The sequence below is a fragment of the Streptomyces sp. NPDC001536 genome, assembly GCF_042894505.1.
Lineage (GTDB): Bacteria > Actinomycetota > Actinomycetes > Streptomycetales > Streptomycetaceae > Streptomyces.
The window spans coordinates 94,702-114,893 of sequence record NZ_JBIAVQ010000013.1 but is presented as its reverse complement, the minus strand read 5'-3'; the positions used below and the strand labels follow the sequence as shown (position 1 = coordinate 114,893).

Annotated in this window: 17 protein-coding genes; 5 read left to right on the top strand and 12 right to left on the bottom strand. The window is 69.2% G+C overall.

The window, feature by feature from the left end; all coding sequences use genetic code 11:
- The first annotated feature begins 68 nt into the window (after positions 1-68).
- Both ACFY0U_RS31570 and mltG read left to right on the top strand, forming a co-directional pair.
- Entirely contained in the window at positions 69-1,871 is a 1,803-nt protein-coding gene (locus ACFY0U_RS31570) for an ABC transporter ATP-binding protein (RefSeq protein WP_388641619.1), read from the top strand.
- Positions 1,872-1,914: 43 nt separating this feature from the next.
- Entirely contained in the window at positions 1,915-2,772 is an 858-nt protein-coding gene (mltG, locus tag ACFY0U_RS31565) for an endolytic transglycosylase MltG (protein WP_388641617.1), read from the top strand.
- Positions 2,773-2,784: 12 nt separating this feature from the next.
- On the opposite strand, the gene ACFY0U_RS31560 is transcribed toward mltG, so the two are convergent.
- The 5 genes from ACFY0U_RS31560 to ACFY0U_RS31540 form a co-directional block, all read right to left on the bottom strand.
- Complete coding sequence (locus tag ACFY0U_RS31560; protein WP_388641615.1) at positions 2,785-3,852, bottom strand: NAD(P)-binding domain-containing protein; 1,068 nt, start codon at positions 3,850-3,852, stop codon at positions 2,785-2,787.
- Positions 3,853-3,898: 46 nt separating this feature from the next.
- Positions 3,899-4,921, bottom strand: a complete 1,023-nt coding sequence (locus tag ACFY0U_RS31555; protein ID WP_388641614.1) for an ABC transporter substrate-binding protein — start codon at positions 4,919-4,921, stop codon at positions 3,899-3,901.
- Positions 4,922-4,964: 43 nt separating this feature from the next.
- On the bottom strand, positions 4,965-5,732 hold the full coding sequence (locus ACFY0U_RS31550; protein ID WP_388641613.1) for an ABC transporter ATP-binding protein: 768 nt from the start codon (positions 5,730-5,732) through the stop codon (positions 4,965-4,967).
- Complete coding sequence (locus ACFY0U_RS31545; RefSeq protein WP_388641611.1) at positions 5,705-6,580, bottom strand: ABC transporter permease; 876 nt, start codon at positions 6,578-6,580, stop codon at positions 5,705-5,707. The genes ACFY0U_RS31550 and ACFY0U_RS31545 overlap by 28 nt, the downstream gene beginning before the upstream one ends.
- Before the next feature lie 158 nt (positions 6,581-6,738).
- Positions 6,739-6,822 carry a putative leader peptide gene (locus ACFY0U_RS31540; RefSeq protein ID WP_349817350.1) on the bottom strand — a complete coding sequence of 28 codons (84 nt, stop codon included), beginning with the start codon at positions 6,820-6,822 and terminating at the stop codon, positions 6,739-6,741.
- 122 nt (positions 6,823-6,944) lie between these two features.
- Between ACFY0U_RS31540 and ACFY0U_RS31535 the strand changes: the two genes are divergently transcribed.
- On the top strand, positions 6,945-7,370 hold the full coding sequence (locus ACFY0U_RS31535; protein WP_388641609.1) for a secondary thiamine-phosphate synthase enzyme YjbQ: 426 nt from the start codon (positions 6,945-6,947) through the stop codon (positions 7,368-7,370).
- A 136-nt stretch (positions 7,371-7,506) separates the two neighbouring features.
- On the opposite strand, the gene ACFY0U_RS31530 is transcribed toward ACFY0U_RS31535, so the two are convergent.
- From ACFY0U_RS31530 to ACFY0U_RS31510, 5 genes are all read right to left on the bottom strand, one after another.
- Entirely contained in the window at positions 7,507-10,149 is a 2,643-nt protein-coding gene (locus ACFY0U_RS31530; RefSeq protein WP_388641607.1) for an NACHT domain-containing protein, read from the bottom strand.
- Positions 10,150-11,006: 857 nt separating this feature from the next.
- Positions 11,007-11,657 (bottom strand): LuxR C-terminal-related transcriptional regulator, encoded by a 651-nt coding sequence (locus ACFY0U_RS31525; protein WP_388641605.1) that lies wholly within the window; start codon positions 11,655-11,657, stop codon positions 11,007-11,009.
- On the bottom strand, positions 11,563-13,191 hold the full coding sequence (locus ACFY0U_RS31520; protein ID WP_388641603.1) for a sensor histidine kinase: 1,629 nt from the start codon (positions 13,189-13,191) through the stop codon (positions 11,563-11,565). The genes ACFY0U_RS31525 and ACFY0U_RS31520 overlap by 95 nt, the downstream gene beginning before the upstream one ends.
- A 7-nt stretch (positions 13,192-13,198) precedes the next feature.
- Complete coding sequence (locus tag ACFY0U_RS31515; RefSeq protein WP_388641602.1) at positions 13,199-13,555, bottom strand: response regulator transcription factor; 357 nt, start codon at positions 13,553-13,555, stop codon at positions 13,199-13,201.
- 35 nt (positions 13,556-13,590) lie between these two features.
- Entirely contained in the window at positions 13,591-15,018 is a 1,428-nt protein-coding gene (locus tag ACFY0U_RS31510; protein ID WP_388641601.1) for a TRAP transporter substrate-binding protein, read from the bottom strand.
- A gap of 188 nt (positions 15,019-15,206) precedes the next feature.
- Here ACFY0U_RS31510 and ACFY0U_RS31505 point away from each other — a divergent pair, with 188 nt between their 5' ends.
- The gene (locus ACFY0U_RS31505; protein ID WP_388641600.1) at positions 15,207-16,964 is read left to right on the top strand and encodes a sensor histidine kinase; all 1,758 of its coding nucleotides are present in this window, start codon (positions 15,207-15,209) and stop codon (positions 16,962-16,964) included.
- Between the two features lie 349 nt (positions 16,965-17,313).
- A complete protein-coding gene (locus ACFY0U_RS31500; protein ID WP_388641599.1) occupies positions 17,314-17,472 on the top strand; it encodes a hypothetical protein in 159 nt (52 codons plus the stop codon).
- A gap of 194 nt (positions 17,473-17,666) precedes the next feature.
- Here ACFY0U_RS31500 and ACFY0U_RS31495 read toward each other — a convergent pair whose 3' ends face one another.
- Entirely contained in the window at positions 17,667-18,557 is an 891-nt protein-coding gene (locus ACFY0U_RS31495; RefSeq protein WP_388641598.1) for a S1 family peptidase, read from the bottom strand.
- Positions 18,558-18,947: 390 nt separating this feature from the next.
- The gene (locus ACFY0U_RS31490; protein WP_388641596.1) at positions 18,948-20,105 is read right to left on the bottom strand and encodes an SGNH/GDSL hydrolase family protein; all 1,158 of its coding nucleotides are present in this window, start codon (positions 20,103-20,105) and stop codon (positions 18,948-18,950) included.
- Positions 20,106-20,192: the final 87 nt, after the last annotated feature.

Sequence of the window (20,192 nt, the reverse complement as noted above, 5' to 3'; positions counted from 1 at the left end):
ATTGTGAGCATAGGTAACAATGAGCTAAGGTCCGTAAGTCCGCTTCGACACGCCTCCCGAAGGAGCCCATGCACCCCGACCACGAACCCGCCCGGCCCACGCCCGGCGACTCCGAGGCGCAGCCCCGACAGGTGCGCCGCATCCTGAAACTGTTCCGCCCCTACCGCAGCCGGCTCGCCGTCGTCGGCCTCCTCGTCGGCGCCGCGTCGCTGGTCTCGGTCGCCACACCCTTCATGCTGAAGGAGACCCTGGACGTCGCGATCCCCGAGGGCCGCACCGGGCTGCTCAGCCTGCTCGCCCTCGGCATGATCCTCAGCGCCGTGCTGACCAGCGTCTTCGGCGTCCTGCAAACCCTGATCTCCACGACGGTCGGCCAGCGCGTCATGCACGACCTGCGCACCGCCGTCTACGACCGCCTCCAGCGCATGTCGCTCGCGTTCTTCACGCGCACCCGCACCGGCGAGGTCCAGTCCCGCATCGCCAACGACATCGGCGGCATGCAGGCGACCGTCACCTCCACCGCCACCTCGCTGGTCTCCAACGCCACCAGCGTGATCGCCACCATCGTCGCGATGATCGCCCTCGACTGGCGCCTGACCGTCGTCTCCCTGCTTCTGCTGCCCGTCTTCGTGTGGATCAGCCGCCGTGTCGGCAACGAACGCAAGAAGATCACCACCCAGCGCCAGAAGCAGATGGCCGCGATGGCCGCCACGGTCACCGAGTCCCTCTCGGTCAGCGGCATCCTCCTCGGCCGCACCATGGGCCGCTCCGACTCGCTCACCCAGTCGTTCTCGGACGAGTCCGAGCGCCTGGTCGACCTCGAAGTCCGCGCGAACATGGCCGGACGCTGGCGCATGGCCGTCATCACGATCGTCATGGCCGCCATGCCCGCCGTCATCTACTGGACCGCGGGCCTCGCCCTCCAGACGGGCGGCCCGGACGTCTCCATCGGCACCATCGTCGCCTTCGTCTCGCTCCAGCAGGGCCTGTTCCGCCCGGCCGTCAGCCTCCTCGGCACCGGCGTCCAGATCCAGGCCTCGCTCGCGCTCTTCCAGCGCATCTTCGAGTACCTCGACCTGCCCATCGACATCACCGAGCGGGAGCGCCCGGTCCACCTCGACACCATCAAGGGCGAGGTCCGCTTCGAGGGCGTCGAGTTCGGATACGACGGCAAGAGCGGCCTCATCCTCGACGGCATCGACATCACCGTCCCCGCGGGCGGCAGCCTCGCCGTCGTCGGCCCGACCGGCGCCGGAAAGTCGACGCTGGGCCACCTGGTCCCGCGGCTGTACGACGTGACGGGCGGCCGCGTCACCCTCGACGGGACCGACGTGCGCGACCTCGACTTCGACACCCTCGCCCGCGCGGTCGGCGTCGTCTCCCAGGAGACGTACCTCTTCCACGCCACCGTCGCCGACAACCTGCGCTTCGCCAAGCCCGACGCCACCGACGAGGAGCTGTACGCGGCGGCGAAGGCGGCCCAGATCCACGAGCACATCGCGGGCCTGCCCGACGGCTACGACACGGTCGTCGGCGAGCGCGGACACCGCTTCTCCGGCGGCGAGAAACAGCGCCTGGCCATCGCCCGTACGATCCTGCGCGACCCGCCGGTCCTGATCCTGGACGAGGCGACCAGCGCCCTGGACACCCGCACCGAAGCGGCCGTCCAGGACGCCATCGACGCCCTGTCCGCCGACCGCACCACGCTCACCATCGCGCACCGGCTCTCCACCGTCCGCGGCGCCGACCAGATCGTGGTCCTGGACTCCGGGAGCGTGGCCGAGCGCGGTACGCACGAGGAACTCCTGGAGATGGACGGACGGTACGCCGCCCTCGTACGCCGGGATGCTCAACTGGAACCGACAAGCTGAAGATATGCCGGGTTTGTAACGATTCGAGGGTTACCGTGCCCGCATGTACCAGAACACTCCGTCACGGAGCTCGATTCGACTGACCCGTCGGGGCCGCCTCGTCCTCATCGCGACCGGGGCCGTCGTGGCCGGCACCGCCGTGGCGGTGCCGCTGCTGGGCCTGGACAGTGACAAGGACGCCAAGCCCACCTCGCTGGTGATTCCGGAGGGCTGGCGCGCGAGCCAGATCTACGACGCCGTCGACAAGGTCCTCGCCCGCCCGGCCGGCACCACCAAGAAGGCCCTCGCCAAGGCGAACCTGAAGCTGCCGACCGACGCCGAGGGCAACCCGGAGGGCTACCTCTTCCCGGCGACGTATCCGCTGAACGACAAGACCACCCCCGAGTCGCTGCTGACGGTCATGGCCGACACGGCCCACCAGAAGTTCAACGGCGCCCCGATCGCCGCCGGCGCCCAGCGCAACGCCATGAACGTCTACCAGGCCGTCACCATCGCCAGCATCGTCCAGGCCGAGGCCGCCACCAAGGCCGACATGGGCAAGGTGGCCCGGGTCATCTTCAACCGCCTGGAACGCGGGATGCCGTTGCAGATGGACTCCACCATCAACTACGCCCTCAACCGCTCCACCCTCAGGACGAGCGAGGCGGACACCCGCATCGACAGCCCGTACAACTCGTACCAGCGCATGGGGCTGCCCCCGACCCCGATCGACAGCCCGGGCGAGGAGGCCGTGCGTGCGGCGATCACCCCGACGCCCGGTGACTGGCTGTACTTCGTCACGGTCAAGCCGGGCGACACCCGCTTCACGGCCAATTACGAGGAGCACCTGCGCAACGTGGCCGAGTTCAACGCCCAGCAGAAGAGCGGCAGTTCATCCGCCTCGCAGCAGCCGAAGAAGTGACCCGGCGGGGCGTCAGACGGCGACCGGTTCCCCTTCCAGCAGCCGTCTGATGTCCCGTACGGCCGCACGGCCCGCCCGGTTGGCGCCGATGGTGCTGGCCGACGGGCCGTAGCCGACGAGATGGACCCGGGGGTCGGCGACCGCGCGCGTCCCCTCGACGCGGATGCCGCCACCCGGCTCGCGCAGCTTCAGCGGCGCCAGATGGTCGACGGCGGCCCGGAAACCGGTCGCCCACAGGATGACGTCGGCGTCCACCCGCCGTCCGTCGTTCCACTCCACTCCGTCCGGAGTGATCCGGTCGAACATCGGCTGCCGGTCCAGTACCCCCTCCTCGATGCCCTGCCGGATCGCGTCGTTGAGCGGCAGCCCGGTCACCGAGACCACGCTCTTCGGCGGCAGCCCCTGCCGCACCCGCTCCTCGACGAGCGCGACGGCCTCCCGGCCGATCTCCTCGGTGAACGGGCCCTCGCGGAAGACCGGCGGGCGCCGTGTGACCCATGTGGTGGAGGCCGCGTACGGGGCGATCTCCAGCAGATGCTGGGTGCCCGACGCGCCCCCGCCCACCACGACCACCCGCCGCCCGGCGAACTCCTCGGGCCCCGGGTACTGCGCGGTGTGCAACTGCCGTCCCCGGAACGTCTCCTGGCCGGGATAGCGCGGCCAGAAGGGCCGGTCCCAGGTGCCGGTCGCGTTGATCAGCGCCCGTGTCGCCCAAGTCCCGGCCGAGGTCTCGACGAGCAGGCGTCCGTCCGTGCCCTCTCGCACCGCGTGCACATCGACGGGCCGGCGCACCCGCAGGTCGAAGGTGCGCTCGTAGGTGTCGAAGTACTCGGCGATCACCTCGGAGGAGGCCCGCGAGGGATCGGCGCCGGTGAGCTCCATGCCCGGCAGCGCGTGCATCCCGTGCACCTTGCCGTACGTCAGCGACGGCCACCGGAACTGCCAGGCGCCGCCCGGCCCGGGGGAGTGGTCCAGGACCACGAAGTCACGCTCGGGCTCGAAACCGGTCCGGCGCAGGTGATAGGCGCTGGACAGACCTGCCTGACCAGCGCCTATGACGACGACCTCGATGTTGTTCACGTTTCTACCAACTGTGCCGGGGGCACAGATCTTCCCGGCGGCCGGCTTACGACTTCTCGCCGCGCGCGGGGGTCGTGGACGGCGGCAGATCCGCGTTGAAGCGCGTGTCCACGAAGTCCGCGAAGTCGACCTTCTTCGGGATGAGCTTCAGTTCGGTGAAGGTGTCGGCGATCTCCTGCTCGGACGCGACGAGCGGCTTGTCGACCGCGACCGAGATCCGGCTGGCGTTGGTCCGCTTCACCGACGCCAGCGCCACCTCGTACGGCAGACCGGTGTCCTTCGCCCACACCTCGGCCCACTCCTCCTGATGGTCGTGGACCCACGCGGTGGCCCGGCGCAGCCGCTCCAGGTAGTCCTCGATCGCGGCGGCCTTCTTCTTGTCCTGGAGTGCGCTGGGCGCCGCCACCTGGAAGGTCAGGCCGTTGGTGATGCCGTCGCCGGTGGTGAGGACGCGGCCCTGCTTGCCCTGGAGGATCTGGGAGGTGTACGGGTCCCAGACCGCCCAGGCGTCGACCTTGCCGGAGGTGAAGGCGGCCAGCGCGTCGGCCGGCTGGAGGTACTTGACGTTCACGTCGCCCAGGCTCAGCCCCGCCTCCTTGAGGGAGGCGACCAGCTGGTAGTTGGCGGAGGACCCCTGAGCCACGGCGATCGACTTGCCCTTGAGCTGCTCGGCCTTCGTCAGCTTCGAGTCGTTCGGCACGAGGATGGCGTCGCCCTTGGACGTGCCGTGGAAGGCGGCCACGACCTTGATCTTGGAGCCCGCGCCCGCGGCGAACACCGGCGGGGTGTTGCCGACGCCGCCGATGTCGACGGCCTTGGCGTTGACGGCCTCCAACAGCGGCGGACCAGAGGTGAACGTCGACCACTTGATCTTGTAGTCGAGGTCCTTCAGCTCACCCGCGGCACGCAGGATCGCCTCCGAACCGCCCTTCTGGTCACCCACGTTGAGCGTGAGCGAGCCCTTGCCGTCGGTGTCGGACCCCGTCCCGGCGGTCGCGCTGCCGCCGCAGGCGGTGAGCAGGAGGGCGAGGGGGAGGAGCAGTGCGGCGGGGGCGAGGCGTCGTCGCATGGGGGTTCCGTTCTGTGTCGCTGGTGCTGTTGCTGTGGGGGGATCAGGCGGCTTCGGCGGCGGTGTCGACGCCCAGGCGTTCCAGGAGACCGGCCCGCAGCTCGGCGAACCGGGGGTCGGTGATGTCGCGCGGCCGGTCGAGGTCGATCCGCTGCTCGTGGGCGATGACCCCGTCGTCCATCACCAGGACACGGTCGGCGAGCAGGACGGCCTCCTCGACGTCGTGGGTGACGAGCAGCACCGCGCAGCCGCGGCGCTGCCACAACTCGCCCACCAGGCGCTGGGCCTTGATACGGGTGAGTGCGTCGAGCGCGCCGAACGGCTCGTCGAGCAGCAGGAGATCGGGCTCGCGCACCAACGCCCTTGCCAGTGAGGCGCGTTGGGCCTCGCCGCCGGAGAGGGTCTTGGGCCAGGCGTCCGAGCGGTGACTCAGCCCGACCTCTTCCAGGGCCTGGTCGGCGACGGTCCGCGCGGGCTTGCCCGGCAGGCCGAGCAGGACGTTGCGCCACACCTTCTTCCACGGCATCAGCCGGGGTGCCTGGAAGGCGACGGCCTTGCGGCGCGGCACCAGGACGGTGCCCTCGATCTCCCGGTCGAGGCCGGCGAGGATGCGCAGCAGGGTGGACTTGCCGCAGCCGCTGCGGCCGAGGAGGGCCACGAACTCGCCCGGCCGGACGTCGAGTTCGAGGTTGTCGATGACGGCGCGGCCGTCGAAGGAGCGGGTCAGCCCCTTGACGCGGACCGCGTGCGGGGCGCGGGGAGCCGGGGCCGACTCCTTCGTGGTCACCGGCCGGTGAACGTCGGTCGCCATTGCAGCAGCAGCCTTTCGAGGGAGCGGACGATGAAGTCGGCGAGCAGGCCGAGGAAGGCGTAGACGATCAGACAGACCACGATCACGTCGGTCCGCAGGAAGTCCCGCGCCTGGACCATCAGGAACCCGATCCCGGAGTCCGCGTTGACCTGCTCGGCGAAGACGAGCGCCAGCCAGGCGATACCGAGGGAGTAGCGCAGTCCGGTCAGGGCGCCGGGCAGCGCCCCCGGCAGGACGACGTGCCGCACCAGCCCCCAGCGCGAGAGCCCGAGGGACTCACCGGCCTCGATCAGCTGGGCGTCCACGCCGCGGATACCGGCGTAGACATTGAGGTAGAGCGGGAAGGTCACACCGAGCGTGATGATCGCGACCTTGGGCGCCTCGCCGATGCCGAACCAGATGATGAACAGGGGGATCAGACCGACGAACGGCACGGTCCGCAGCATCTGCACGGGAGCGTCCACGAGGTCCTCGCCGATCCTGAACAGGCCCGAGACGAGGGCGAGTCCGGTGCCGACGAGGGTGCCCAGGAGCAGACCGGCGGCGACGCGCTGGAGCGATGTGGTCATGGCGGAGGCAAGCGAACCGTCGGCGATCAGATCGCTCGCGACCTGCGCGATACGGCCCGGTGAGGCGAGCACGTCGGCGGTCAGCACGCCGGTGGCGCTGAGGACTTGCCAGAGCGCCAGCAGGAGGACCGGGCCGGTGGTGCGGCGCAGCCAGCGCGGGACGCGGGCGCGCCGGGAGGAGGCGGGGACGATGGGTTCGAGGTCGAGAGGAGTGTCCGGACCGGACTTGACGGAAATATCGGGTTCTTGGGGGTGTGGTGGGGCATGGCTGATGCTCATGAGTGCTCCACGGAGGGGGAGAGCGGCCGATGAGGGGAGTGGGGGGACCGCGACCGTGTGCCGCCGCCTCGGACGTGCACCGGGGTCAGGGGTGCGCGCGGATCAGACGTGCGGGCAGGGGGCGGAGCGCAGGGCGCGAGGGGGTGCGGAAAAGGGCGTCAGCAGCCGCGGCGACACGCGGCGGAGGCCACCCGCAGCAGGTCGATGTGACCGCGCGTGGTGAGCAGGGCTGAACGCAACATGCGGCCGAAAGTAGTCAGATGGCGTGGCCATGGTCAATGGCGTCTCGCGGAGTGGACCAGCCGTATCAACGGCCGGGCGGCCGATCACTTGCGACACCGGACGTATGGGCGAGGATGGACGCATGTCAGACGCCTTCACCACCCGGGTCCTGAACGTCACCTCCGGCTCGACGGAGCGGGTCGTCGACCTCACCGCCGACTGCGAGGCCTTCCTGCGGGAGGCGGCCGTCGGCCGCGACGGCCTCCTCAACATCTTCGTCCCGCACGCCACCGCGGGCATCGCGATCATCGAGACGGGCGCCGGCAGCGACAACGACCTCCTCGCTGCCCTGCACACCCTCCTCCCCTCCGACGACCGCTGGCAACACCGCCACGGCAGCCCCGGCCACGGCCGCGACCACGTCCTACCCGCGTTCGTACCACCCCACGCGACGCTGCCGGTGGTGGCCGGGCGGCTGGAGTTGGGGACGTGGCAGTCGGTGTGTCTGGTGGACACGAACAAGGACAACCCGCAGCGAAAAGTGCGAATCACCTTCCTTGCGGGTTGACGGCGGGCTCGAGAATCCGCTGAGTGCGGGTTCGAGTGCCACGCGCCCAGCCAAGCGGCGGAACTCCTGGGGCTCCGCCTGATCCTGGCTCTCGGACTGCCGGAACTGGGGCTCATCCTTGAGGGGCGCCGTCCGGCTAGTCTCTCTGGTTCCCCGAGTCCGTGCGGACAATCTCAAGGCTGGCGGACAACTGGTCCGTTCCGATGACTCTCGCTGTTGGAGGAACCCTGAGAGTGCGGAGGGACCTCACATGGCGCAGGGAACTCACGTCGATGGTGGGATGGGGGGTTTCCAGCGTCAGTTGGGTCAGACGAGGGAAGGCGGCAAGCCACTCCCAGGAGTCGCTTAAATCTGTCGCGACACACAGTCCTGAGAGACGGTCGGCCACGCAGAATTGCTTGATCTCCTCAGGGCTGAGGGGGGACGTGATCTTCAACAAGGATCTTCCCCCGAAAAGGCGTAGGGCTCGCAACTCTCGGCTGCTTGACACCACGAAATACAGGCCGTCCTCACGCAAGTGCGCGATGATTTCTTCCGCATAGCGGTCGGTGTCGAACCGGCTCCAGGTGAGGGCCAGTTCGGTCCGCACCCGCAGGTCCTCCAGAGTGCGGAATTGGGTCAGCACCGGAATCGCGGCATCGGTACCGATGCGCACGGCAGTGAGCACGGTGAAGTAGGCCTCCTCGTCGGCGAGGTCCTCTGGGCCGGGCAGCAGTTCCAAGACAACTGGGCCGACATCAGCGAGTGCACGGGCCTGTGTGATCGAGCGGGGCGGAATGAGCCTTTCCGCGCGCTGCTGAACCTCGGTTCGTACGGCGGGATCAAGCTCGGTGGCGTCCTCCAAGCAGGCCGCAGCCAGCAGATGGAGCCTGTGGCGTGTGTCCGTTGACGCGTCACCGCGTTCGATCAGTCCGGTGAGCAAGCGAGTGCGTTCTGCCGGACGAGAGTGGGCCACGGCCATGCGGATGACGTCCTCCCACTGGTCAAGGTGGGCGTTTCCGCCGAGGAAGTCGAAATCCAGACTCTCTACGGCTGCCCTGGCTCCGAGGTAGTCCTGGAAGGTCCTGTGAATGAACTGCATCGTGCCTTCGACTGGCTCGATGAGTAACCCGCTGCGGACCAGCAGGTGCCGGTAGATCTGCTTCACGGTGCCCTGCTCAGCGACGCGTGGCATAGCCGTCAACGCCTGGGACAACAGGTCCAGGACGTCCTTGGCGTCCATTTCAGAACGGCCGTTGCGGATCAACCAATAGGCCAGTTTCTGGATCAGCTGTACCTGGTGCGTCTCGCCGATGCGCATGTCGCCCGACTTGTAGATTCCGCGTTCGCGGTCCCTCCGGGAAAGCAGCATGGACAGCGCCGCGTCGTAGAGTTCCTTGCGACCGTCGGGGAGGTAGCCCCTCCGGTCACGATGCAGTGCACAGATCAGTGCGCACATGAGCGGATTCGTGGCGAGCCGGGCGAGCTCCTGCTTGGCCCGTACGGCGTAGAGCAGTTCTTTGCCGTAAGCGTCTGCGCTGCCGGCCGCCTTGTGCCAGCGCCTGATGAACGCGGCTACGTCGTCGCGGCTCATGGAAGCCAGATCCAGCTCCGCGAACTTCTCGTCCCCCAGCCAATGTTCTCTGACGGCTGAGGGCCGGGACGTGACGAGCCAGCGGTTCTTCGGGTACGAGCCGATGAGGTCCCGCAACCAATGTCGAGCTTCCTCGCGTTCTCCCTCGGGCATCTCGTCGATCCCGTCGACCAGCATGAGCCCACGCCCCGCGGTCAAGACACGGTCGTACCAGCCCGTGGGTTGAGCGTGGGCGATGGGGCACCCCACCGCTGAAAGGAACTCGTCCGGTGCCGGCAACCTTGCCCCGGCTCGAGTCAGGGACCGCATGGGCAGCACGAACGGCACCAGCCCATGGAGATAGAGGAGCCGTTCGTCGAGGTTGCTTCGGGCCGAGCTCACCGCCAACCACTGCACAAGTGTGGTTTTGCCGGAACCCGCCACGCCCCGCAACAACACCCGGTCACGTCCCGCCAGCACCTGTTCTGCGGGCAGCACCAACGGAATGTTGTCGCCGGTGGTCCCAGTAGCCTCCAAGCTCAGATAGGCCGCGTCGAGAGGCCATGAGCCCGACGATTCGGGTAGATCAAGGCCGAAGATCGTCAGCTTGCCATGCTTCTTCGAGATATAGCGCCTATATCGCTCCTCGAAGCCACCGTCCGCCGGAGAGGGTGTTCGCATGATCAGTAAGTCGATCTTCGAGGACAGCTCTTTGATTCGGCGACTCTGCTCGATCAGGGTGCGGGATACGAAGGTGGACCTTGTGGTGAAGAAGTGCAAGATGTGCAGGCAGGCCGTATCCACCACGTTCGCGTGCAGGTGTACAGCATCACTTGATAAGCCGAGGGTGGCTGCCTGGTTTCCAGATCGCAGGACCCGAGACAGTTCCAGGTAGCCGAGCTGGACGGCTTGAACGTCGTCCATGTCGACATGGCCGAGCGAGCCCAGCGAGTGTGTGACCGCGTTCACCACCGCGCGGTACTCGAACCCTGGCAGACGTTCCGACATACCGGTCGACTGGGCCGCGCGCTCGACCAACTCCTCGGCGATCTTCCGGAGTTCGACGTCTGAAAGAGTCCGCTTCTCGCCACGGAACGACACCATCCTGGAGATCCGCACGGGGCGGTCGACGAGGCCCGCACCCGGTCCGTCTGTCACAAACAGTTTCTTGACCAAGGGGACGACGACACTTGAGGCGAGTCGCGCGCCGATGCTCACGGGTTCCATGTCGAGCTCAGCATAGAACTGCCATGCCGGTCATGGCGGTTCAATCACGTGCCGGGCCTCGAAAGGCAACTGGAACGATCAATCAGAGACAGTCACTGTCATTGGTTGTACAGCGGACGTGGCCGAGGCTCGACAACTTCATGATGTGCGTGCCCTGTGTCCATGAGGCGAGCAGGCCGCTACTTGGCGAAGCCGAGGCGCGCGCCGGATCCCACCGCCCAGTCCTGTCCGCGAGCCATGGTTCAACGAGTAGATCCCTTGAGGGCGATGAATCATCGACGCAGGAGGAAATCCCAACGGGGCAGGCATTTTCGATGAGATATTCGCTGTTCACCAGTTCGCCAAGGACGGGAATACGATTGAAAGGGACCTCTCTTGGCCCGCGAAGTGCTGACCGTCTGTCTGCCTCCCGTGGATCCAGGGACGGTCCGGCGGGCGATCGCTGAGGCCATCGCTCCCTTTGACGGCAACGCGGAGCCGGAGGACCTGGAGCCCGGCGAGGGGGACGCATGGTCCCTGGGCGCGGCCAGGAGTTTCGGATCAGACCTGGATCCGAGGGCGATCCCCGGCTGGTCCGGGAACACGAGCCGACGCGTGAAGGGAACGTGCACGTCATTCCGCCGGGCCGTTGTTCCGGCGGCCCTGTGAAAGCGCGTGGTCGAGGAACCGGAAGCCACGGACCGTTGTCCAGGACTGGCGTGGCACCGGTACGCGGCTCAGCCCCTGATGCGCGCGGTGCTGGACAACCCTGCCCTGCGTACCCGCTTCGGCCAGCGAGCGGTGGGGGCCTTCGGCGTGGGACGTGAACGCTTATCGCTACAACTGTTTGTGTTGCACGCGAGCCGGCGAGTCGCGCTTCAGTGCTGGACCTGGAGGTACTTCAGGACGGCGAGGACGCGTCGGTGGTCGTCCGGCGACTGATGCAGGTTCAGCTTCTGCAGGATCTGGCGGACATGGGCCTCCAGCGTCTTCGGACTCATCGACAGCCTCCCGGCGATGGCTGTGTTCGAACGTCCCTCGGCCATGAGAGCCAGGACCTCGAGTTCCCTCGCGGTGAGGCCCATGAGGGGGTCGGGATCGCGCGACCGCCGCATGAGCGTGGTCACGATCGTGGGATCGATGACGCACTCGCCCTCGACGACGCGGCGCAACGCGTCGACGATCAGGGCGATGTCCGACACACGCTCCTTGAGCAGGTACCCGAGGTGTTCGGGTGCGTCGCTGATCAGACGCGTCGCATAGTGCGCCTCCAGGTACTGCGACAGGACGAGGACGCCGATGGACGGGCCCATGGATCGCAGCTGACGGGCCGCGACAAGGCCCTCATCCGTGTAGGTCGGCGGCATCTTGATGTCCACGATCACCGCGTCGGGCACGACGGAGTCGAGCTTGTGCATCAGCGTGGCGGTGTTCTCAGCGGTCGCCACCACCTCGCATCCGGCCTCGGTGAGCAGCCGGGCCAGGCCGTCGCGGATCAGCATCGAGTCGTCCGCGATCACGATCTTCATCGGACACCCCCCGTTCGCGATCTCCATCCGACTCCGCTTCCTCTACCGGGATCCTGGCCATGAGCAGTGTGCCGCCCGCGGCACCGCCGCCGACAGTGATGCTTCCGCCCAGAGCTTCGACCCGGTCGGCGATCCCTCGCAGCCCCGAGCCCTGGGCGTCGGCACCGCCGCGGCCGTCGTCGGTCACCCGCACGACGACGTGGCTCGTGTCCGCGACGACTTCCACGCGCGCCCGCGTGGCCGCCGCGTGCTTGGCGATGTTCGTCAGTGCCTCGGCGCACACGAAATAGGCGGCGGCCTCGACCGGAGGAGGCAGCCGGCCGACGCTGACCGCCACCGAGACCGGCAGCCCGGCCCGGCCGGCGAGCAGCGGCAGTGCGGCGCCGAGCCCACCGGTGGTGAGGCTCTGCGGCCGGACCCCCTGCGCGAACTGGGCGAGTTCGCGCAGGGCGGTGTCCACCTCGGCCAACACCTTCGGAAGTACGGCACGCAGCTCCTCACCCGCCTCGGCTTCGAGGGCGGCGAGGTGGAGCCCTGCCTGGGCCAAGTGGAGTTGCGCACCTGTGGCCAACTCGGCCTCCAGCGCGCGCCGCTGGGCGTCCGACGCCTCCACGACGCGGCGGCGTGACGCGGCGAGCCCGGCCATGCGGGCCTGGACTTCCGCCCTCATCCGCGCGTTGGTGACCGCCAGGCGTAGCGCCGCTGTGACCCCGTCGACCAGCTTCGGGTCGTCCAGCACCGAGGGGTCGTGGATGAGTACGGCGACGGGCTCCCCGTCGTTCTCGACGGTCGTCGTCACCCGCTCTGCGGTGCACCCGCCGACCTCGACGGTCTGGCCGGCCTCGTCCACGTACGCATGCTGCCACGGCACCCAATAGCCCAGCGTCAGGCCGGGATCGCCCAGCGCCCTGGCCAACTGACCCTGCAGTCCGGCGGTGTCCGTGCGCCGACCGAGCTGCGTGACGAGGTCGGCGACGGTGGCCTCGGTCCAGCGCCCGTACAGCAGATCCACCGTCAGCCAGATCGCCACCAGGCAGACGGCCGCGTCGTAGACCAGCAGGACAGTGCGGTCCGCGCCCCACTTCAGCAGCACGTTGGCACTGCCCAGGGCCAGGACGCCGGCGAAGAGCAGCGCGGCGGCCAGCGCCGACCGCCCTGCCCTGCGAGCGGGTCCCGACGTCCGGGCGAAGACATCCACAGCCGCCGCGATGACGAGCACCGACAGTCCCGCGGTCAACCACGGCGTCGGTACGAAGCCCTCGTAGCCCGCCGCCATGTACGCGGCGAGGACCACGGCAACGGCCGACCGCCGGTGCATCCGTCCGATCGGATAGGACAGATGCAGATGGACCAGCGGTCCCCGGTGGAGGAACACCATGCCGGGGACGACACTGCCCAGGAACCAGCATGCCCCGGCCACCGCCATGAGCAGCCCGACGCGACTGCGGCGCCTGCCCGTCCACGCCACCGCGCCCGACCCGACAAGCACCGCACCGACCGCGGCGTCGGCCAGCGACAACACTCGATCTGGCATGGCGAGCTCACCCCGCCAGCGCCAGGAGCATGGTGCGCGACAGCCTGTCCTTGGGAATGAACCCGCGAGCGGCGCTGCGGCCCAGCCGGTCCGCGTACACCGAGGCGTCACGGCTGGAGGTGAGGACGACGGCGGGCCGCTCCCGCCCCCCTTCGGTCAGGCGCGCGCAGACCTCGAAACCGTCGAAGTCCGGCAGCATGATGTCCACCAGCGCGATCTGGGGGTTCAGCCGCTCGGCCGCGACAACGGCCGACGCGCCGTCCGCGGCTTCCCCGACCACGTCGACCCCTTCCGCCTCCAACAACGCCCTGGCAAAGGTACGGAAGCCTGCGTGATCGTCCACGATCAGGAGCGTCGGGGCCACGGCCCGAGGGTGCCAGGACGCACGGCGGCGGCGCATCAGGGCTGCCCCCGATGCGCCGCCGCGCCCCCGTACGACCCGTTCAACGGGGGGACCGCCTTCTTCACCCACGGCTGCTTGGAGCCACCGAAGGTCACGGCGTAGCCTCCGCAGTCCGTGCAGTCGAAGTTGTCGAAGGTGAGCTGGTCGCCGTCGAGGCGGAACGTGGCGTCGAGCGTGACCAACCCGGCGAGATGGATCCGGTCGCGGAACGTCTGGTAGGGCCACCGTTCGGTCTCGCCGTTGGGGTCGGTCTTGGTGAGGACGCCGTTCTCGAAGGCCAGGTTCCAGGTGCCGTTCGGCGGACCCTCGGTCCAGGTCTCGTCCCCCGGCCAGTGCCGCCAGTCCCCGTCGGTCATGGTGCGCGTCCACGTCCCTTCGAGCGGACTGGCCGTGGTGGACTTGCCGGGACATGAGGCGGTGTCAGGTCCGGCTCCGGTCGTCTCCTTGAGGTACTGGATCCGCTCGAGCCAGTCCGCCGTGCGCTTGTCCTCGCGCAGCCCGGTGTACACCGGTTCCACAGCCGCCTTCATGGCCTTGAGGTCGGCGGAAGACGCCGTGGGGAGCTTCATTCCCAGCCTGCACAGAGTGGGCGCGGCCTCCCGGTCCTCGGCTCGGGCGGCGTCCACCGCCTGCGTGGTCGTCTGTTCGAGCGCCTTGGTGAGGACGGCCCGCTGCTGTGCGGAGAGCCTGTCGCTGGCGGCCTTGCCCATGACGACGACGAGGGGGCGAGGCCACAGATCGACATTGCCGGTCACGTACTTGGCATCGCGGTCGTGGTGTCGGCCCACCACCGCGCCGAGCTGCATCTGTGCGCCGCCGTAGGAGCCGAGGTCGGTGCTCGGGGGTGCCGTGACGGGAGTTGCCCCGAGGGCCCGCAGGCTTTCGTCCATCAGGGCCGAGTCCTGACTGACGATCTTCTCGCCTTTGAGGGCGTCCGGGTTCACCAGCGGCTCGCGGGTACCCACCAGGCGCGTCAAGGGTCCCGGCAGCACGCCGATGCCCACGACACCGGCCTTGCGCACGCCGCCGAGCATCTCGGCCGGGATGCCGGCCTCGAACACCTTCGCCTCGAGCTCGTAGCTGTCCACCAGCATCGGCGCCAACAGCGCCTGGAAGTCCGTGATGCCGACCCGGTCGAACGCGCGGGCTCCCACCCATGCCATGTCGGCCTTGCCCCTGCGGATGTCGTCGAGCGTCGCCGCCTCCGGGCGGGCCTCTCCCTCCCGCCACTCGTTCCGGAACTCGATGCTGATGGTCCCCTTGGACATCTGGTCGACACGTTTGACCCAGGCGACCAGCTGCGGAGGCTCAACGGCTCCGCCGGGGTTGGCGAGGGCGAGTACGGTGGCCTCGGCGCCGGCATGTCCACCGGCCCGGTCGGGTGACGGAGCCGAGCACGCCGCCGAGACCAGCAGAGTTCCCACAACTGCCGTCGCTGCGGCCCACGTTCCTGGTTGCCGTCGTTTCACTGGGCACCTCCCGTCGATGCCCACGACGCTAGGAGCGTCCGCCGAGCGGGACATCGGGGCTGTCCCCGCAGACACCACGGACAGAATCAGGGACAGCCCTCTCCCGGAACAAGGCCTGTCCCGGGACCATCGTGTCCTGACAGATGAGCGCGTCGCTCGCCGGAGAGAAGCCGATGCCGATACGCCTGCTGCTGTTCGGGCTGGGAGTCGTACTCAGCCTTGTCACCGTGGTGATCGCCCAGGCGGGGCGGGGGTTCTCGACGGCACTCACGACATCGCACGGCCTGACCGCCCTGCTGGGCGCCGGCTGGGTCCTGCTGATCGGCGCTCTCGTTCTCGGTCGGCGGACTTCCGGGAGACGTACGGGACCGCTGTTGTTCCTCACGGCATACGCCTGGTTCCTGCAGGAGTGGGACAACCCAGGGACAACCTCGTCGGCGGTCTTCTCCCTCGGTCTCGCCCTGAACGCGGCCTGCCCGGCGGTGGTGGGGCACTTGGCGCTGGCCTACCCGGGTGGCCGCCTCGGGTCGCGTCCCGCACGGGCGCTCGCGGCGGTGGGCTACGCGATCACCGTGGGCGTACAAGGAGTGGGCACGGCCGCGTACTTCAGCCCCCGGGCGCAAGGCTGCTCGGGGTGCCCACGCAACTGGTGGGAAGTCGCCGACGCCTCGGCTCGCGCACAGGGTGTCGCGGCGCTGGGCGTACAGGCGGGCACAGCTTGGCTGTTGGCGCTCATCGTCTTCCTCGCCTGCCGTCTGGTCACCTCGAGTCGGGCCGCGCGGCGATCCTCAGCGCTGACGATGCTGTGCGCCCTCGGCTACTTCACGGCCGTGGCCGGCTTCTACATCCGCAGCCTGGACCGAGGCTTCCTCGGCTTCGACGCACGTGACGGCCAACTCTGGCAGGCGCAGGCCGGAGCGTTGTGCTTGCTGGCGGCCGCGTTGATCGTGGAGAGAGTCCGCGCCCGACTGAGGCGGCGCGAGCTGACCCGTCTGGTGATCGACCTGGGTGGCACGGCCGCCTCGAGCGGATTGCGTGACGCGATCGCCGTACGCCTCGGCGACCCGGAACTCCAGATCGCCTACCCGGTGGACGCCGGCCGCCGCCACGTCGACGCGGCGGCCCATCCGGTCACCATGCCCCCGCCCCGCGGTAGAGCCGCCACCACACTCCGCCACGGTGACTCACACCTCGCTACGCTGATCCACCGCCGCGGGCTGCTGGACAGCCCGAGTGCGATCGACGACCTCCTGTCCGGCGCCCGCATGGCTCTGGAGCACGAACGCCTCCACGCGGAGAGCCTCGCCCAACTCGCCGCCCTGCGGGCATCAGGGGCGCGCATCGTCACCGCCGGTGACGAGGAACGGCGCCGTCTGGAGCGAGATCTGCACGATGGTGCTCAGCAACGCCTTGTCAGCCTGACCCTGGGGTTGCAGCTGCTCCGGATGCGCGCGAGGGCACCGGCACCGCAACTGGACCTGGCTCGGGCGGAGCTCGAACAGGCCATCTCCGAGCTCAGACGGCTGGCACGCGGACTTCACCCTGTCCTGCTCAAGGAGGCCGGTCTTGCCGTTGCCCTCGAAGCGCTGGGCCAGACCCGAGACCTTCGCATCGATGATGTCCCGCGCGTGCGGTACTCCGATGTCCTGGAGTCCACGGTGTACCTGCTGGTGGCTCGGCTGAGCGAGAACGGGCCTGCGAGAGTCTCCGTCGACTGTCGTGACGGGAAGCTGATCGCATGCGTCCTGGTGGCGGGCGAGTTGCCGGACCTGGCTGACGTGGCCGACCGGATCACCACACTCGAAGGCGTGCTCACCGTCTCCACGGAGTGTGGCGCGACGCGGGTGACCGCCGACCTTCCGCTGCGCTGCACGGGCCCGAGCGCCGTCACCGATCCGTAGTCGCGCGTCTCCACCATGGCCGGCTCCCGGGCCCGGCCCAGGTCTCAGTTGGCCCGGCGGCAGTCGCGGGGGTGGGTCGAGGCGGACGGAGGCCGGATCGGTCAGGTAGGCGGTGAGGAACTCGGCGCCCTCGTGGTGGTGGGTGCCGTCCTTCTGGCGTAGGTCCGCGGCGAGTTCGCGCAGGGTGGACCGGAGTTCGGACCGGACAGGGGCGTGGAGGGCGTCGGTGGTGAGGGTGCGCAGTGTCTGGTGGAGGAGGGTCCAGTCGGCGGTGTGCTGGACCGCTGTGCCCGCGGGGACGTCAGTAGGGACCGGGTCGTCTCGGCGCCAGGTGGCGGCGAGGAGCTCGGTGAGCAGGTCCGTGACGCCGGGCACCGTCGGATCGGTGGCGGGCTGCCAGGCCAGGCGGTTGAGGCGGGCGGGGTCCAGCAAGGGCTCCGTCACCAAGGTGGCCGCGGCCGGGACCGCGGCGAACGGGTCGAAGACGCGGCCCGCGCCGGTGTCCTAGTACTGGGTGGTCCGTTCGTAGCGGATCGCGGGCGGGCGAGGGCGTCGGGTGCGTGACGGCCACGGTGACTGTGCTGATCAACCCGACACGGTCGTACGGGGCAGTTCACCCGGACCCCATACGTCCTCGCCCGACCTCGCCCGCGCCGACGAACTCCCCTCCCCCCTCCCACACCCTCGCCGACCGCGTCGCGGTCAATAGACGGACAGCCCGTACGCGCTGAGCGCTTCCTGGATGGGCTGGTAGAACGTGGTCCCTCCCACCGTGCAGTTGCCGGAGCCGCCGGACAGGATGCCGATGACCTTGTCGCCGGCGTAGAGCGGGCCGCCGCTGTCGCCGGGTTCGGCGCAGATGTTGGTCTGGATCAGGCCGTAGACGATGTCTCCGCTTCCGTAGTTGACGGTCGCGTTCAGCGCGGTGACCCTGCCGCAGCGGACGCCGGTGGTGGCTCCCCGGCGGCAGACGGTCTGGCCGACGTAGGCGGTCGCGGTCCCCGTGATGTCGACGGATCCGATGGTGCCGGGGTGTGGTACGGCCGGGTTGGTGTACCGGACGACCCCGAAGTCGTTGCCGGGGAAACTGGTGGCGGTGGTGGAACCGATCGTCGTGGTCAGGGCGGAGCCGGTGTACCAGGTGGTCGTGCCCTCGGTGCAGTGGCCCGCGGTGACGAAGTAGTACGTGGATCCGCTCTGCACATTGACCCCGGCCGAGCAGCGCCAACCGGCCGTGTAGATGCCGTCGCCGCCCGAGAGGAGGGTGCGGAGCCGGCCGTCGAGTCGTTCGACGCTTGCGGCACCCGGGAAACGTCCGGTGGTGCGGCGGAGTCGGGCCAGGTCGGCGTCCGCGACCGTGGAGTCGGCGAGTACCCGCAACGTCCCGGTGCGTTCGTCGACGGCCCAGCTCGTTCCCGCGACGCCCAGTTCCTCGACGGCCGAGGCCGCGCCGGACACCGAGGTGACGGACGGTGCGGTGGACGCCGTGGCCGCACCGGTGTCGGACACCGCGAGAGCGGTCGCGACCAGCAGGCTCAGCACCGAGGCGACGAGCCGTGGACGTCTTGTGGTGGTACCGCGTGCTCTGATCACCGAAGTCTCCCCGAGGTCGGTAGGTCGGGTGCGAGGCGGGCCCGAACGGTCATCGGGCGTGCTGTACTTCCGTCCCGTGGTGGGACGCGGCCTCAGTGTGCCCGGTGGTGTCCGACGGGGGTAGGCGGTCGTCGGCCTACCTGGAGACGGAGTGTCAGACGGCGGCGGCGAGGTGTTCGAGGAGCAGACGGTTCAGCGCCTCGGGCGCCTTCTCGGGGATCCAGTGGCTGACATCTCGGAGGGTCTCGAACCGGGACGGTCCCTTTAGGCCACCACGCCGCCCCAGTCGTGGCCGGCCAGGTCGAACGTCGTCCAGCCCAGGTCGGGGCGGACCCCGGGGGAGCAGGCGCGCCGGTCGGGCGGCCCCTCTGCCGGAGAGAGGCGCCGTGACTACCGGGACGTCGCCGGCGGAAGACAGGGACGGGTCCCGGCGAACGACAAGGGCAGGAAGCGCTCGGCGATGCGGGCATAGCCGGCCGCGTTCGGATGCAGGCCGTCGGGGAGGTCGGCGATGTCCTCGGGTCCGAACAACGCCGTTCCGTCGATGAGTCGGAGTCGGTCGTCGCCGTTCTTGCGGCGCAGTTCGACGTGGTGCGTGAGCAGTTCGCGGATGCGGGTCAGGGTGAGCGCTCCCATGGCGAGCTCGGCGGGGCGGTCGACGGTGTGCACGCACAGGTCGGGGCCCACGAGGGTGGGGCCGGGCCGGTTCTCGGCGGCCGGGCAGACGATGGGGGTGATGATCAGGATCGGGGTGTCGGGGTGCCCGTCACGGATCGTGTCGAGGAAGCCGTGGAAGGCCGGGACGAAGGTGCGCTCCCGCATGCTGTCGGCGTTCAGGACGTTGATGCCGAGTTCGAGACTGATCGCGTCCGCGGGCAGGTCCCGGATGGCGCGTGCCATGAAGGGGTCGAGATGGCACTGCCCGCCGAGACCGAGGTTGACCAGGGACAGGCCGGCCGCGCGGGCCACGATCGCCGGCCAGGTGCCGGTCGGCCGGTCCGCCTCCGCGCACTGACTGATCGAGCTGCCGTGATGCACCCACAGCGGGCCGCTCGCGGGAGCCGGACGCACCGACGCCCCGGCCGGCACGCGTACGTCGAGCAGTTCGAGCGTCGCGTCGACAGGGAGCCATAGCTCGACACGGCGCTCACGGGAACCGGGGCCGAGCGGGAAGCGAACGGTGACGGGTTCCGCCGGCCGGGTCTCCAGGTCGCCGGAGACGGGGTCGAGGAAGATCAGCGACTGTCGCGTGGCCACGACCGGATCGCGCGGTTCGCCGTCCACCACCAGGTCGAAGACGGTGCCGGCGGCCGGCATGCCCGGCGGCAGAACCACGGTCAGCCGGACATCGAGCTCGATGGCGGTGGCGTCGGTGAGCAGGTCGAACCGGACACCTGAGGGCACCGCACTGTTGAACTCGAAGGCCCTGTCGCCCAGTTGGGCACGCCCGGCATCCGGTGACCGGTGCAGGGTCACGCCGGACGGGCCGCTGGTCCTTTCGAGGGCGCCGACGACACAGTCGAGTGCGAGATCGAGGACGGAGTGCACAGCGGGGCCTTTCGGTCGTGGTCCTCGATCCGCCGGATCACCTCGGGTGCGAGACGCCGGCTGTACAGGTGGGGGCTGTCCTGGGAG